Consider the following 14,543-nt stretch of genomic DNA (forward strand, 5'->3'; position numbering starts at 1 on the left):
TGTTTTCATTTTCTTATAAAAAATGAAAAGGTTTTCTTTTTTTGGAGATGCTAATAAGAAATGCTCGTCTTTTTCTCTTTGTTTTGTTATGATAAGAGAGGTACGGACAACTGTTAAAGGAGAGATAATGAATGACTACGAACATTGCTAGTATGATTGATCATACTTTACTTAAACCTGAATCAACGAAAGACCAAGTAGAAGTACTTTGCCAGGAAGCGAAAGAATTTAAGTTTGCTTCTGTATGCGTTAACCCGACATGGGTAAAATATTCAAGCGAACTATTAAGCGGCACTGAAGTGAAAGTGTGTACGGTTATCGGGTTCCCGCTGGGAGCTTCTACGCCTGAAACGAAAGCATTCGAAACAAAGGATGCAATCGAAAAAGGTGCTACAGAAGTTGATATGGTAATCAATATCGGCGCTTTAAAAAGTGGCGATCATGAGTTGGTTAAACGCGACATTGAAGCTGTTGTGGCAGCATCTAAAGGTAAGGCACTTTCAAAAGTGATCATTGAAACATGTCTGCTGACGGATGAAGAAAAAGTGAAAGCTTGCCAATTAGCTGTAGAAGCTGGAGCAGACTATGTGAAAACATCTACAGGATTCTCTACTGGAGGAGCGACAGTCGAAGATATCGCTCTTATGAGAAAAACAGTCGGACCAGATATCGGTGTGAAAGCTTCAGGAGGCGTTCGTTCTTCTGAAGATGCTCAAGCAATGATTGATGCTGGAGCTACTCGCCTGGGAGCAAGCTCAGGTGTAAAAATCGTACAAGGCTTGACAAGCGACTCTGATTATTAATGAGAAAAAAAGCTGAACGGGGATCTCAATCCTTGTTCAGCTTTTTTTTGGCTGGTGAATTCTTTCGATAAATCGGGCGAATTGATTCGCAAATGGCAACACAAGGATCGAGCATAAAATGTTAAATATGACACTGGCATGTGCCAATTGTAAATCGGGTGAGCCTGCTAAAGATCGAACAACCGATCCGAGTAGTGGAATGAAGGGGATGAAAAGAGCGACCCCAATAACGTTAAGCCAAATATGAGCGTACGCCGTCAGTTTAGCTTGAATTCCTCCACCGATGCTTGCAATAAAGGCTGTAATACACGTCCCGACGTTTGCGCCGAGCATGATGGCGATTCCTGCATGAAGGTCGATGGAACCTGCTGCCAGAAATCCCATCGTTACCCCTGTGACAACGGTGCTGGATTGGATGATCGCCGTTAATACACAACCAACAAGTAGGGCGAGTACAACATGCTCGTTCACTTCTATGATATACGTGCGCAAGGATTCGTGAGTCGTTAATGGAGTAGCTAACCACTGAATCGCGCGGATCGACGTAAAGATTAATCCAAACCCGATAAATATCATTCCAGCACTTCGGATGGAAGGTGAGCGGAAGAAATACAGAATGCATCCGATGACCATGGATGGGACAATAAGATAATTCATATCCAGTGTGAACATTTCAAGAGTGAACGTTGTCCCGATATTCGATCCAAGCATGATTCCGATAGTCTGTCTGAACGGTATCAAGCCGGATGAGGCCAGTCCCACTGTGAGAACCATAACGGCAGAACTGCTGTGGATAAAGGCTGTCACTATCGTTCCTGTAAGAACACCTTTAGCGGGAGTGCTCGTTAAATAATGAAGCCATTTCTTTATTTTCTGATTGGCAATATTAAAGAGCCCTGTCCTCAGCCAAGTCATCCCCAGCAAAAAACATAAAATGAAAAAAATAAAGGCGATTCCATGTAAAATCATTATATTCCTCCCACACACCAGCCTGCTTTATACAAATGTATGGAAGAAAAGAGTGAGACATGCCTATTTATGTGACCTGTTTTATGATAAATTGTTGACCTATTACATATCATATATTATAATGGCAAAGTACATGGATTTCTTTATGTTAATAAAGAATTCATCCAAGAAAGACATACACTTTCTGTCCCCTTGTGACAATGATCCAAGGGCAAAGCCATAACCTATTGGTGAAGTAAAGGACGCGGGAAAATTTTGCGTCTTAAGAAATTGGTACAAACCATTTCTTGACTTGAACATGTAAGTGTAGTGTGTTCGGAGGGAGGGAAAGAGAGATGTCAAAAACAGTTGTTCGTAAAAACGAATCGCTTGAAGATGCTCTTCGTCGCTTCAAACGCTCAGTTTCTAAAACAGGAACTTTACAAGAGTTTAGAAAGCGCGAATTTTATGAAAAGCCAAGCGTAAAACGCAAAAAGAAATCAGAAGCTGCAAGAAAGCGTAAGTTCTAAGAGAGGGTGTAAGCATGAGTCTTCTCAATCGTTTAAATGATGATATGAAACAAGCGATGAAAAATAAAGAAAAAGAGAAGCTTTCTGTGATTCGCATGCTAAAAGCCTCACTTCAAAATGAAGCGATTAAACATGGGAAACAGGAACTCTCTGAAGACGAAGAGTTGACTGTCCTTTCTCGAGAAGTGAAGCAACGGAAAGACTCCCTCCAAGAATTTCAAAACGCTGGTCGCGAAGACCTCGTTGAAAAAATTCAAACAGAACTGACTTACGTCGAAATATATATGCCTAAGCAGCTTTCAGAAGAAGAGGTCTCTGCTATTGTCCAACAGACAGTAGCGGAGGTAGGTGCTACTTCTAAAGCCGACATGGGCAAAGTGATGGGAGCAATCATGCCTAAATTAAAAGGGAAAGCCGATGGAGCTCTCGTCAACAAACTTGTTCTTCAACATTTATCATAAGATTAAAGAAACCGGAAAGCCATCATGCTTTCCGGTTTTTTTATGCACGTTATAAAAGTGGGGGTTACCATGAGGGGGAGGTTTGAAATTAAGTTGGGGAAAGGTAAAATTAAAGATTGAAGGTTGAAAATAAACTTGAGCAGGTTGATAATAAAGAGTAAAGAATCGTTATAAACAAGAACAGCCCATCAAAAAACATCCTTCTCTTTCGAGTTTTTTTACTATATTAATAAATTCCACGCAAACATCATAATATTTTTAAAAAAGTTGAAACTATTTTAATAGGTCAATCGTACATAGAGTATCAAGGAATATTACCTGAAACGAGGGGGTTGCGTTGAAAAAAGGTCTACTTATATTTTTCATGATGATTCTTGGGTTCAGTTTTCTACAGCCCTTGTTAAGCTCTGCTGAGAATACAAAGAAAGTATACGTTATTCCTATTCACAAAGAAGTTGAAAAAGGCCTTCATGCATTTTTGGAGAGAGCGATAAGTGATGCAGAGGAAAACAATGCTGAACTGATTGTTTTTGATATTGATACGCCTGGAGGTCTGGTCACTGCAGCTGGTGATATTGGTCAGCTCCTTGACGGAGTAGAAACAAAGACGGTTGCCTTTGTGAATAATCATGCTTTATCGGCAGGTGCCTTCATCTCCCTTCATGCAGATGAGATCTATATGGTTCCAAATGGTCAAATCGGTTCTGCGGCTGTGATCGATCAAGCTGGAAATGCCGCTGATAAGAAAGCTCAGAGTTACTGGCTTTCTGCCATGAAGAGTGCCGCTGAATCAAATGGGAGAGATCCTCAAGTTGCTTTAGCCATGGCGGATGAATCGGTAGTAATCGAAGAATTGGGGATTGAAAAAGGGGAATTATTAACCCTGGGTTCAAAAGAAGCCAAACAAGTCGGCTACTCTGAAGGAACAGTTGCGAATCTGGATGAGTTATACGAAACCCTTGGTGTAGATGAATCTTCTGTTGTAAATGTTGAAGAGACATTTGCAGAGAAACTGGCACGATTTATAACAAATCCGGTCGTGGTACCAATCCTTCTTTCGTTGGCAAGCCTTGGGTTGATTGTCGAATTGTATTCACCAGGCTTTGGCATTGCCGGTTCTATCGGATTGATTTCACTTGTATTATTCTTTTATGGACACTTAGTGGCGGGACTTGCCGGTTACGAAACGATAATCCTCTTCATCATTGGAATCGCTCTTGTCGTTGCGGAATTTTTCCTCCCTGGGGGAATCGCAGGGGGACTTGGCATCGGGGCAATACTCGCAAGTATTATGTTGGCAGGAGGCGATGTAGTGCAAATGGGAATTTCTCTTCTTATCGCTTTACTTATTGCCGTTGCTACAATGATTATATTTGTAAAGGTGTTTGGTAAAAAAATGAAATTTTTCAACAAAATCATTTTAAAAGATTCAACAAGCACAGAAAGTGGATATGTATCAAACATCAATCGATTGGAGTTGATCGGTAAAGAAGGAGTAACGAAAACTCCTCTAAGACCTTCCGGTACCGTGATCGTGGATGATGAAAGAATTGATGCAGTGACAGAGGGCGGCTTTATTAAAGCTGGCGAAAGAGTTAAGATTGTGAAAGTAGAAGGCTCACGGATTGTTGTAAGAGACATTTCATAATTACTTAGGAGGAAAAGAATATGGTTATAGGACCAAGTACGATTTTATTGCTCGTTGCCATTGTGGTGGGAGTGATTGTATTAGCAGTTTTATTTACATTTGTACCAGTCATGCTGTGGATTTCAGCGATTGCAGCAGGAGTAAGAATCAGTATTTTCACACTTGTGGGAATGAGGTTGAGACGTGTTATCCCGAGTCGTGTGATCAATCCATTGATTAAAGCCCATAAAGCAGGAATCACGGTAACGATCAATCAGCTTGAGAGTCACTATTTAGCTGGTGGTAACGTGGACAGAGTGGTGAATGCATTAATTGCAGCTCATCGTGCAAATATTGAATTGACCTTTGAGCGTGCTGCGGCGATTGACCTTGCAGGTCGTGACGTACTTGAAGCGGTTCAAATGAGTGTTAACCCTAAAGTGATCGAAACACCATTCATTGCCGGTGTCGCAATGGATGGAATTGAAGTGAAAGCGAAAGCGCGTATTACGGTCCGTGCGAATATCGACCGCCTTGTCGGGGGTGCAGGGGAAGAGACGATCGTTGCCCGTGTAGGGGAAGGGATTGTATCTACAATAGGTTCATCCGACAACCACAAGAAGGTATTGGAAAATCCGGATCTGATTTCTCAAACGGTCCTTTCAAAAGGCCTGGATGCAGGTACGGCATTTGAAATTCTCTCGATTGATATTGCGGACGTTGATATCGGCAAGAATATCGGAGCAGAACTGCAAACAGAACAAGCGGAAGCTGATAAGAACATTGCTCAAGCGAAAGCGGAAGAAAGAAGAGCAATGGCCGTTGCCAATGAGCAGGAAATGAAAGCAAGAGTAGAAGAGATGAGAGCGAAGGTTGTGGAAGCAGAAGCAGAAGTACCTCTTGCCATGGCTGAAGCACTTCGATCAGGCAATATCGGTGTGATGGACTATATGAACATAAAGAATATCGACGCCGATACGGAAATGAGAGACTCGATTGGCAAACTAACCGGGGATAAAAATGATCCGAAAAATTCTAAAGATAAGTAATATCCCCTTGTGAGAAAGGAGTTTTCTCCATGGAACCTTTAATCATTGCCATACTGATCGGGCTTATCACGTCGATTTTCAATAAAGTGAAAGAGTCGCCTTCAAATAAACCGGTAAGGCAAAAACCGATTCAAACGGCATCTGCCCCTCCATCCGAACCTCATGCAAGAGAGAGAGAAAGGGAGAGAGAGAGACCGGCACGGAGCAGAGTGCCGAGAGATTATAAAGAACCATTGAAAGACGCAGCCTCTTCCATTCAAACCAGATTTGAAGAAAAGAAGAAGGAAGCGGAATCAACTTATGCAGACTTGCAAAAGAAAGAGGAGCGATATTCCCGCAGACTTGAAGCTCATCAAACAAGGGCAAAGAAGATACGGGAAAAAAGTTCAACTCTCAACATTGATTTCAATAAGGAAGATGATATCGTAAAAGGATTTATTTTTTCAGAGGTATTCGGACCTCCGAGATCAAAAAAACGGCATCATCAAAAATAAGAGTGATGAAACCCCTTTTCATTTCATAAATATGAGATGAAAGGGGGTTCTTTTTTTATGGCAAAAAGCTTTTTACAACACATGCGTAAATGGATGACCCAGAAAATGGATTTACCTGAAGATGTCATGATGGACCTTCCTCGCGTCACAATGATTGGACAAATTCATATCTATATAGAGAACCATCGTGGTCTGTTAACGTTCACAGATCGAGAGGTACGACTTCTGCTAAAACAAGGTCAACTTTTAATAAAAGGTGAACAATTTGTCATCAAGATGATTCTTCCGGAAGAAATTCTTCTTCAGGGGAAGATCGTAGAAGTGATCTATTTAGAACAATAGGAGGGACGGATTTGAAGAATCAATGGTTCACCTTTCTAAGGGGAAAGGTATTTGTGAAAATGGAAGGCAGACTAGTCGAGAGGGTCATCAATCAACTGCTTCGGGCGGGTATCACGATTTGGAATGTGAAGAGAGCTGGAACAGAAACCATCACCTTTTACTTATCCTTAGAGGATGTACATAACTTCAGAAGAGCTGTTCGAACATCCGAGTGTAAAGTGACATTTCTAAGAGGTCAGGGAGTTCCATTTTTGTTCAAGCGCTCCCTGAAGAACTCAGGGTTCATGATTGGTGGACTTGCTTTCTTCATCATCGTGTTCCTGCTCTCCAATATGGTGTGGGGCATCCAAATTAAGGGGGCGTCACCGCAAACGGAGCACAGTATAAGAAAAGAGCTGGAAGAAATGGGAGTATCAAAAGGGAAACTGCAATTCTCACTCCCGGATGTAGAAAATATTCAAAGAGAGCTATCCTACAGGATGAACAATATTACATGGGTAGGGGTGGAATTGCAAGGGACAACCTTTCACTTCCAAGTGGTTGAGAAGAACGCCCCTGAGCCTTCTGAATCCTCCGGTCTGCAGCATATTGTAGCGAAGAAGAAAGCGATCATCACTCAGATGTTCGTAGAAGAAGGAGATCCCCAGGTGGACGTCAATGATTATGTGAATAAAGGTCAGCTCCTTGTATCCGGTTTGATCGGGAATGAAAAAGATCCTAAAGGGGTCCCGGCCAAGGCGAAAATCCTGGGGGAAACATGGTATAAATCTAACGTTGATCTACCGTTGAAATCCCAGTTTGTGGTTTTTAGCGGCGATGAAAAGAGAAAGCGATATGTCGGAGTCGGCTCTTTCAATATTCCGGTGTGGGGATTCGGGAAAGTTGAGTATAAAGAGTCCATCGTGGAAGAGAACAAAAAGAACCTTCGTTTCTTGAAATGGGAGCTGCCAATATATTATATTGATAAAAGCTTTAAAGAGAAAGAAGATGTAGAGAGAACTTATACGAAATCAGAAGCCATCGATGCGGCGAAGAAGCTGGCCAAAAGTAATTTGGAGTCCACCCTCCCGGAGGATGCAGAAGTCATAGGTGAAAAAATTTTGCAAGAAAAGGTTGAGAATGGTAAAGTTAGGGTAACAATTCACTTCAAAGTATTAGAAAATATTGCAGTAGGACAACCAATTATTCAAGGAGACTAACGAATGTCAGATGAAATCTTAATGAAATTACAACTTGAAAACCCTAATGAAGCCATCGCTTTGTTTGGTGTTTCAGATTCTCACCTTAAATTAATAGAACAGGAATTACACGTTTCAATCGTAACAAGAGGCGAAGAATTGCTGGTTTCAGGTAAGGAAGAAGATGTAAGTCTCGCTCTAGATGTTTCAGATCGACTCGTAGCTGTAATACGTAAAGGAATCAATATTGGCCAAAGAGATGTCCACTATGCACTGGAAATGGGCAAGCAAGGGACACTTGAATACTTTACAGACTTGTACAATGAAGAAATCACGAAAAATGCAAAAGGTAAATCCATCAGGGTGAAAACCCTTGGGCAGCGCCAATACATTCAGGCTATCAAAAAACACGATATGGTGTTTGGGATTGGTCCGGCAGGTACGGGGAAAACCTATCTTGCTGTAGTGATGGCGGTACATGCGTTGAAAAATGGGCAAGTAAAGAAAATAATTCTCACAAGGCCTGCTGTTGAAGCGGGAGAGAGTCTTGGCTTCCTTCCGGGGGACCTGAAGGAAAAAGTGGACCCTTATCTACGTCCCTTATATGACGCTCTGCATGATGTGTTTGGGGCTGAGCATACAGCCCGGTTGATAGAAAGAGGAACCATTGAAATCGCTCCTCTTGCTTATATGAGAGGCCGTACACTGGATGATGCGTTTGTCATCCTCGATGAGGCACAAAACACAACGAAAGCACAAATGAAAATGTTTTTAACCAGACTTGGCTTTGATTCGAAGATGATTATTACAGGAGATCGCTCTCAAGTGGACTTACCGAGAGGAAGCGAGTCAGGACTGATTTCTTCTGAAAAAATATTAAAAGATGTAAAAGGCGTATCTTTTATTTATCTTGATCAAGCGGATGTGGTTCGTCACCCATTAGTCGCTAAAATCATCAATGCCTATGAAACAATTGAAAAATAAAACGATAAAGAGATTGATCCAATGTGTTCATGTCCCTGTTAATAGAGGCGGCGCATGCAGGGATCAATCTTTTTTTATCGGGTTTAACATGGATAATTAAGAGAAAAACTGTTATCATTTTACATAATTGCTAGATCGTTTTTTATTATGCTTTCTGTGAGCTCTATACCTTGAACTGGTTAAAATTGTACTTACATAACAGGGGGTTCTTTATGCAAACGCACCCATTTTTACTCAAGATAAGGAGCTTTCTTAGCTACCGACTCTTTACTAATCTCTTATTTGTGTTACTTGGCATTATTGTTTTTGGGGTTTTATTTGGAAATGTAAAACCGAAAACCCTTGATATCAATTTGTATGAAGAAGCTCCTACTACGATAAGGGCTCCTAAGAAATTCGTTGATGATGAGGCTACCGAGAAGAAGAAGGAAGAAGCAAAGGCTGAAGTAGCGAATGTCTATACCACGAAAGAAGGAGCGGTAGACAACTCCATATCCCTTCTTCGCTCACTGATTGAAAGTGTAAATGAAGTGAAGAAAGAATCTTCAGCACAGGCAGGTGAAGAAGATGATCTAAAGCCTTCCCAAAATACCGATATTAATGATCAGTTGAAACTTCTGAAAGCAAAATTGCCTAAGGATAAAAATAATAATATAACCAACAGTTTAAGTGATGACGTGTTAAAGATACTCCTGGTGGCTTCAGAGGATGACCTGTCGCGGCTAGAAACCATCGTTTCCACACAGATGAAGATCATCATGGAAAACGGGGTGAAAGAGGAAGAATTAAACGAAGCAAAATTGAACTTAGAACAGCGGATCACCAACTATTCCTTCGAAGGTGATTTATCCACTGCCGCCGTCAAATTGGGGAAAGTCGCTTTGGAGCCGACACTTTACTATGATGCTGAAAAAACGGATGAGTTAAAGAAACTTGCCGAGGCAAATGTGCAAAAGGTTGAAATTATCGAAGGTGGAGTCATCGTGGAAGATGGGGAACTGATCACCTCTAAAAAATACAGTATCCTGAAGTCCTTGGGTATGGTGGAAAATACGTTCTCCTTCCGCCCGTACATCGGATTGGCACTCTTTGTGCTTGTGGTGATCAGTTCATTGTATTATTTCTTCTACACATTGGAAGTAACCGAAGAAAGGAAACAAAATTATTTAATCCTCACGAGCATTGTATTTGTGATATCACTCTTGATCATGAAGATCGTGGGACTCATAGAGCAACTGGAAATCAATGATATAGCCTTCATATTCCCTGCAGCGTTCACCGGGATGATACTTAGAATCCTACTGAATGAACGGATCGCTATGATGATGGTGTTTATCCTTTCTGCGTGCTCGAGTATCGTATTTCATCAACAGTTCTCAGGATCAATCGATATTGAAATTGCGATTTATACGTTATTCAGTGGCGTATCCGGGATTCTTTTCCTGGTGAGCCGTAATCAGCGCTCCAATATATTAAGGGCGGGGATTTACGTAGCTCTTGTGAATATTTTGATCCTCGGGTTCTTGATTCTATTAAGCGGAACCACATATTCGAACAGTGAATATGTGTATTATCTCGTGTTTGCCCTGGTATCAGGAATCAGTTCCTCTATATTAACAATCGGTTTTCTGCCGTTTTTCGAGGCCGGGTTTGGCATACTTTCCTCCATGAGGCTGGTGGAGCTTTCAAGCCCTACACAACCATTATTGAAGAAGCTGCTGACCGATGCACCTGGTACATATCATCACAGTGTCATGGTAGCGAATCTTGCAGAATCTGCATGTGAATCCATTGGTGCAAACGGCCTATTAGCGAGAGTCGGCTGCTACTATCATGATGTCGGTAAATCAAAAAGGCCACATTTTTTTATTGAAAATCAGCTTAATATGGAAAATCCTCATGATCGGGTCTCGCCTGAGACGAGCAGGGATGTTATTATAAGTCATGCTTCAGATGGTGCCGACATGCTGCGGAAGCATAAGCTGCCAAAGGAAATCGTCGATATTGCCGAGCAGCATCATGGGACAACCTTGTTGAAATTTTTTTATTATAAGGCACAGGAACAAGGGAAAGATGTTAAGGAAGAAGATTATCGATATCCCGGTCCTAAACCACAAACAAGGGAAGCGGCCATTATCAGCATAGCGGATAGTGTGGAAGCGGCTGTCAGATCGAAGAAATCTCCCACGCAAGGAGAGATTCAACAGCTTGTTCATTCCATAGTACAAGACCGCCTGCAGGACGGTCAGTTTAACGAATGCGATATTTCATTAAAGCAATTAGAGACTGTCAAGAAGTCTCTTTGTGAGACACTGAATGGAATCTTTCATCCGAGAATAGAATATCCGGAACTTAAAGCAAAAGGAGAAAAAGCATGACATTATTGATCGACTTTATTGATGAAACTGAAAAATTATCCGAAGAGGAAACAAGTTTGGTGCAAAACATCTTGAACTTTGCTGCAAAAGAAGAAGAGGTCGAAGATGACAGCGAAGTGTCGGTTACGTTTGTGACGAACGAAAGAATACAGGAAATCAACCGGGAGTACCGCCATAAGGACCAGCCGACGGATGTCATTTCCTTTGCTCTTGAAGAACTGGGAGAGGACGAAGTCGAAATAGTAGGCGGTCAAATTCCCCGGGTACTCGGTGATATCATCATATCCATCGAGCGAGCCAAAGAGCAGGCTGAAGAATACAATCATTCATTTTCCCGTGAACTTGGTTTTCTTGCCCTTCACGGATTCCTGCATTTATTAGGCTATGATCACATGGAAGAAATGGATGAAAAGAAAATGTTTCAAAGACAAAAGGATATTTTAGATGAGTATGGACTCAAAAGGGAATAAGTTCGGCCTATTCAGGTTCTTGAAGTCTTTTGGATATGCGGCAGATGGGATTAAATCTGTATGGTCAACGGAGCAGAATTTCAGGATTCACTCATGTGTAGGGATCATTGTCTTTATCTTAGCATATCTCCTTTCCGTATCTTCCATGGAATGGATCATCCTGATTATATTGGTGTTTTCCGTACTGGCACTTGAAACCATGAATACGGCAATCGAAAAGGCAGTGGACCTTTCAGTTTCAGACTACCATCCCTTGGCGAAAGCGGCGAAAGATCTTGCTTCGGCTGCCGTCTTACTCTTTGCCGTGTGTACAGCGGTTGTTGGTGCTATTATATTCATCCCAAAGCTGCTTGAACTCATCACTACACTTTAATGGGATGCAAAAAGAGGCACAAATAGTTGAAAAACAAAGGCTGCAGGAGAGAAATGGAACGATTTCTTTCCCGCAGCTTTTAATTCATTTGAAAACGTTCTTATACTTGTATAGAATAAGTGGAGCAAAGGACAAAATTGATAAATAGTTTGAATTATCTAACTATTTTATTACAAAATGATAACAGCCCATTTTCTTTTATGAAAATTGTAGTAAAATGAATTTGTAAGGGTTAAAAGGAGAGTTAAACCAATGAATGCAGAACAATTGATACAAGAAGCTAAACTAGCGAGAGAAAAAGCATACGTACCCTATAGTAAATTTAAGGTGGGAGCGGCCCTTCTGTCTAAGGATGGTAAGGTATATCACGGTTGTAATATCGAGAATGCAGCCTACAGTATGTGTAATTGTGCTGAAAGAACAGCTCTATTCAAAGCATACTCAGAAGGCGATACAGACTATTCAATGATTGCGGTTGTAGCAGACACGGCAAGACCGGTGCCGCCATGTGGAGCCTGTCGTCAGGTCATTTCAGAGTTATGTCCGAAAGAGATGAAAGTCGTACTGACAAACCTTAAAGGCGATGTGGAAGAACTAACCGTTGCAGAACTATTACCAGGAGCTTTTTCACCGGAGGATTTAAATGAGTAATATAGGCAGTAATACAGAATACAAATCAGGCTTTATCTCCATTATCGGACGGCCAAACGTAGGGAAGTCCACTTTCTTGAACCGTGTAATCGGTCAAAAGATTGCGATTATGAGTGATAAGCCTCAAACAACACGAAACAAAGTTCAGGGAGTTTTCACGACAGATGATGCACAAATGATATTCATCGATACTCCAGGGATACACAAACCGAAACATAAACTGGGAGACTTCATGATGAAGATTGCTCAGAACACTTTAAAAGAAGTGGACGTCATTTTGTTTATGGTCAACGTAGAAGAAGGTTTGGGAAAAGGGGATCACTTCATCATCGAGAAGTTAAAAGGGGTTAAAACACCTGTTTTCCTTATTCTTAATAAGATTGATCAAATTCACCCGGATGCTTTATTGCCGATGATTCAACAATACAATGACCTGTTTCCTTTCGCAGCGACTGTTCCGATTTCAGCACTTGAAGGTAATAATGTAGATAACCTTCTACAATTATTAAAGGATCACCTGCCAGAAGGTCCTCAATTTTATCCTGCTGATCAGATTACAGACCATCCTGAACGTTTTATCGTTTCAGAACTCATACGTGAGAAGGTCCTGCATCTGACAAGGGAAGAGATTCCACACAGCATTGCAGTCGTGATCGATAAAATGGAGCGAAAGCAAGAGAAGGACCTTATTGACGTGATCGCAACCATTATTGTGGAGAGAGACTCGCAAAAAGGGATTGTCATCGGAAAACAGGGGTCGATGCTAAAGGAAGTAGGGAAGCGCTCCCGTGTCGACATTGAGAACCTGTTGGGGTCAAAGGTTTATCTTGAACTATGGGTGAAGGTACAGAAGGATTGGAGAAACCGATCTTCTACCCTGCGTGACTTTGGATTCAGCGACGACGAATATTGATAGCTGAATTAACAATATTTAGGCCGCATCTTTTAGAGAGAAAAAGCTCATTCTAATCACAAGAAAGCTTATGAAGTCTTGCTAGTTTAAATCCAGAAAGGTGGGTTTTTTATGTTAGACTTAACATGGAAATTTTTTTCGCAGACAGGAAGTATAGACACCTATTTACTTTTTAAGGAGCTTGAAAAGGAGACGATCGAGGATCCTTACAGCTTTGAAGAAGAAACAGCGGAAGTTGATTTTCCTTTAACGTGATAAACTTGTCATCACCCGGATGCATTGATGTCGGGAGGTGGCTATATGCTGCAGAAGTGTGAAGGAATCGTTATCAGAACGAATCATTACGGTGAGTCGAACAAGATTGTTACCATATACACACGAGAATTCGGAAAGATAGGATTGATGGCTAGAGGGGCAAAGAAACCAAATAGCCGTCTATCCGCCATTTCACAATTGTTTACATATGGTTATTTCCTTTTTATTAAAGGAAGTGGGCTGGGTACACTCCAACAGGGAGAGATGGTTGAATCGTTAAGGCATGTGAGGGAAGATCTGTTTAAAACGGCTTATGCCACTTACATCGTAGACCTTCTCGACAAAGCGACTGAAGACCGGAAACCGAACCCATTTCTATTTGAATTGCTTTATAAGACCATTCACTATTTAAATGAAGACTATGATCCCGAAATTCTTATGCACATATTTGAAATGAAGATGCTCCCTGTATTAGGGTTGTACCCTCATTTGAATGGATGTAGTGTATGCGGGGAGGCGGATGGTGAGTTCGCTTTCTCATTTAAAGAAAATGGATTCATCTGTCATCGTTGTTTAAGTGAAGATCCTCATCATTTTCCGATCTCGCAGAGCACTGTTAAGCTTCTGAGGGTATTTTACTATTTCGATATCAATCGATTGGGAAATATATCGGTGAAAGATGAAACAAAACGTCAATTAAAGCGGGTAATCAGGACTTATTACGATGAAAATTCAGGTCTAACATTAAAATCCAGAAGGTTCCTAGACCAAATGGATAACATGAAGGATTTATTCTAGCTTATAATGCTGCTTGTGATTATATAGAAAGGGCCCATTCACTATGGTGAATGGGCCTGTTTTTTTGGGGTTTTGTTTCCGCTTTGGGTGTCTGCTAGCTCCGGGGCTTAGAGGCTCGAGGTCATAAGTCAAACATACCAAAAAGGCAAAGAACGCCTTTCCGGTATGTTCGTCTTATGCTTTTCGCCTCTGGGCAAAGCCCCTCCGCTTTAGGTGTCTGCTAGCTCCGGGGCTTAGAGGCTCGAGGTCATAAGTCAAACATACCAAAAAGGCAAAGAACGCCTTTCCG

The 14,543-nt window shown here is 41.4% G+C and carries 17 protein-coding genes; 16 read left to right on the forward strand and 1 reads right to left on the reverse strand.

Annotation, left to right across the window (positions count from 1 at the left end):
• Window positions 1-131 precede the first annotated feature (131 nt).
• Window positions 132-803, forward strand: coding sequence for a deoxyribose-phosphate aldolase (gene deoC, locus RSX31_RS10775; RefSeq protein WP_148995757.1), 672 nt, complete (start codon window positions 132-134; stop codon window positions 801-803).
• A 36-nt stretch (window positions 804-839) separates the two neighbouring features.
• Here deoC and RSX31_RS10780 read toward each other — a convergent pair whose 3' ends face one another.
• Entirely contained in the window at window positions 840-1,772 is a 933-nt protein-coding gene (locus tag RSX31_RS10780) for a Na/Pi symporter (protein ID WP_148969728.1), read from the reverse strand.
• Window positions 1,773-2,107: 335 nt separating this feature from the next.
• On the opposite strand from RSX31_RS10780, the gene rpsU reads away from it, so the two are divergent.
• The 15 genes from rpsU (at window position 2,108) to recO (ending at window position 14,254) form a co-directional block, all read left to right on the forward strand.
• Window positions 2,108-2,281 carry a 30S ribosomal protein S21 gene (rpsU, locus tag RSX31_RS10785; protein WP_032087602.1) on the forward strand — a complete coding sequence of 58 codons (174 nt, stop codon included), beginning with the start codon at window positions 2,108-2,110 and terminating at the stop codon, window positions 2,279-2,281.
• 14 nt (window positions 2,282-2,295) lie between these two features.
• Window positions 2,296-2,742, forward strand: coding sequence for a GatB/YqeY domain-containing protein (locus RSX31_RS10790; RefSeq protein ID WP_148995755.1), 447 nt, complete (start codon window positions 2,296-2,298; stop codon window positions 2,740-2,742).
• Between the two features lie 337 nt (window positions 2,743-3,079).
• Complete coding sequence (locus tag RSX31_RS10795; RefSeq protein ID WP_148969726.1) at window positions 3,080-4,390, forward strand: NfeD family protein; 1,311 nt, start codon at window positions 3,080-3,082, stop codon at window positions 4,388-4,390.
• 26 nt (window positions 4,391-4,416) lie between these two features.
• On the forward strand, window positions 4,417-5,418 hold the full coding sequence (gene floA, locus RSX31_RS10800) for a flotillin-like protein FloA (RefSeq protein WP_148995875.1): 1,002 nt from the start codon (window positions 4,417-4,419) through the stop codon (window positions 5,416-5,418).
• A gap of 29 nt (window positions 5,419-5,447) precedes the next feature.
• On the forward strand, window positions 5,448-5,912 hold the full coding sequence (locus RSX31_RS10805) for a hypothetical protein (RefSeq protein ID WP_148969725.1): 465 nt from the start codon (window positions 5,448-5,450) through the stop codon (window positions 5,910-5,912).
• A gap of 57 nt (window positions 5,913-5,969) precedes the next feature.
• On the forward strand, window positions 5,970-6,254 hold the full coding sequence (gene yqfC, locus RSX31_RS10810) for a sporulation protein YqfC (protein ID WP_148969724.1): 285 nt from the start codon (window positions 5,970-5,972) through the stop codon (window positions 6,252-6,254).
• A gap of 11 nt (window positions 6,255-6,265) precedes the next feature.
• Window positions 6,266-7,453 carry a sporulation protein YqfD gene (yqfD, locus tag RSX31_RS10815; RefSeq protein WP_315634497.1) on the forward strand — a complete coding sequence of 396 codons (1,188 nt, stop codon included), beginning with the start codon at window positions 6,266-6,268 and terminating at the stop codon, window positions 7,451-7,453.
• Window positions 7,454-7,456: 3 nt separating this feature from the next.
• A complete protein-coding gene (locus RSX31_RS10820) occupies window positions 7,457-8,416 on the forward strand; it encodes a PhoH family protein (RefSeq protein WP_148969722.1) in 960 nt (319 codons plus the stop codon).
• Between the two features lie 212 nt (window positions 8,417-8,628).
• Complete coding sequence (locus tag RSX31_RS10825; RefSeq protein ID WP_315634498.1) at window positions 8,629-10,794, forward strand: HD family phosphohydrolase; 2,166 nt, start codon at window positions 8,629-8,631, stop codon at window positions 10,792-10,794.
• On the forward strand, window positions 10,791-11,264 hold the full coding sequence (gene ybeY / locus RSX31_RS10830) for an rRNA maturation RNase YbeY (protein WP_148969720.1): 474 nt from the start codon (window positions 10,791-10,793) through the stop codon (window positions 11,262-11,264). The genes RSX31_RS10825 and ybeY overlap by 4 nt, the downstream gene beginning before the upstream one ends.
• On the forward strand, window positions 11,239-11,637 hold the full coding sequence (locus RSX31_RS10835) for a diacylglycerol kinase (protein ID WP_148969719.1): 399 nt from the start codon (window positions 11,239-11,241) through the stop codon (window positions 11,635-11,637). The genes ybeY and RSX31_RS10835 overlap by 26 nt, the downstream gene beginning before the upstream one ends.
• Window positions 11,638-11,889: 252 nt before the next feature.
• The gene (locus tag RSX31_RS10840) at window positions 11,890-12,288 is read left to right on the forward strand and encodes a cytidine deaminase (RefSeq protein ID WP_034757514.1); all 399 of its coding nucleotides are present in this window, start codon (window positions 11,890-11,892) and stop codon (window positions 12,286-12,288) included.
• A complete protein-coding gene (era, locus tag RSX31_RS10845) occupies window positions 12,281-13,201 on the forward strand; it encodes a GTPase Era (protein WP_315634499.1) in 921 nt (306 codons plus the stop codon). The genes RSX31_RS10840 and era overlap by 8 nt, the downstream gene beginning before the upstream one ends.
• 111 nt (window positions 13,202-13,312) lie before the next feature.
• Window positions 13,313-13,456 (forward strand): YqzL family protein, encoded by a 144-nt coding sequence (locus tag RSX31_RS10850; RefSeq protein ID WP_098353091.1) that lies wholly within the window; start codon window positions 13,313-13,315, stop codon window positions 13,454-13,456.
• Between the two features lie 45 nt (window positions 13,457-13,501).
• A complete protein-coding gene (recO, locus tag RSX31_RS10855; protein WP_148969716.1) occupies window positions 13,502-14,254 on the forward strand; it encodes a DNA repair protein RecO in 753 nt (250 codons plus the stop codon).
• The last annotated feature ends 289 nt before the right edge of the window (window positions 14,255-14,543 follow it).

Source organism: Rossellomorea yichunensis, from assembly GCF_032337515.1.
In the GTDB taxonomy this organism is placed as follows: Bacteria; Bacillota; Bacilli; order Bacillales; family Bacillaceae_B; genus Rossellomorea; species Rossellomorea yichunensis.

Coding starts and splice junctions, on each gene's coding strand:
- RSX31_RS10825 (WP_315634498.1), top strand. CDS start 8,629: ATGCAAACGCACCCATTTTTACTCAAGATAAGGAGCTTTCTTAGCTAC.
- recO (WP_148969716.1), top strand. CDS start 13,502: ATGCTGCAGAAGTGTGAAGGAATCGTTATCAGAACGAATCATTACGGT.
- era (WP_315634499.1), top strand. CDS start 12,281: ATGAGTAATATAGGCAGTAATACAGAATACAAATCAGGCTTTATCTCC.
- yqfC (WP_148969724.1), top strand. CDS start 5,970: ATGGCAAAAAGCTTTTTACAACACATGCGTAAATGGATGACCCAGAAA.
- RSX31_RS10780 (WP_148969728.1), bottom strand. CDS start 1,772: ATGATTTTACATGGAATCGCCTTTATTTTTTTCATTTTATGTTTTTTG.
- rpsU (WP_032087602.1), top strand. CDS start 2,108: ATGTCAAAAACAGTTGTTCGTAAAAACGAATCGCTTGAAGATGCTCTT.
- RSX31_RS10835 (WP_148969719.1), top strand. CDS start 11,239: ATGAGTATGGACTCAAAAGGGAATAAGTTCGGCCTATTCAGGTTCTTG.
- ybeY (WP_148969720.1), top strand. CDS start 10,791: ATGACATTATTGATCGACTTTATTGATGAAACTGAAAAATTATCCGAA.
- RSX31_RS10820 (WP_148969722.1), top strand. CDS start 7,457: ATGTCAGATGAAATCTTAATGAAATTACAACTTGAAAACCCTAATGAA.
- RSX31_RS10850 (WP_098353091.1), top strand. CDS start 13,313: ATGTTAGACTTAACATGGAAATTTTTTTCGCAGACAGGAAGTATAGAC.
- deoC (WP_148995757.1), top strand. CDS start 132: ATGACTACGAACATTGCTAGTATGATTGATCATACTTTACTTAAACCT.
- RSX31_RS10790 (WP_148995755.1), top strand. CDS start 2,296: ATGAGTCTTCTCAATCGTTTAAATGATGATATGAAACAAGCGATGAAA.
- RSX31_RS10840 (WP_034757514.1), top strand. CDS start 11,890: ATGAATGCAGAACAATTGATACAAGAAGCTAAACTAGCGAGAGAAAAA.
- RSX31_RS10805 (WP_148969725.1), top strand. CDS start 5,448: ATGGAACCTTTAATCATTGCCATACTGATCGGGCTTATCACGTCGATT.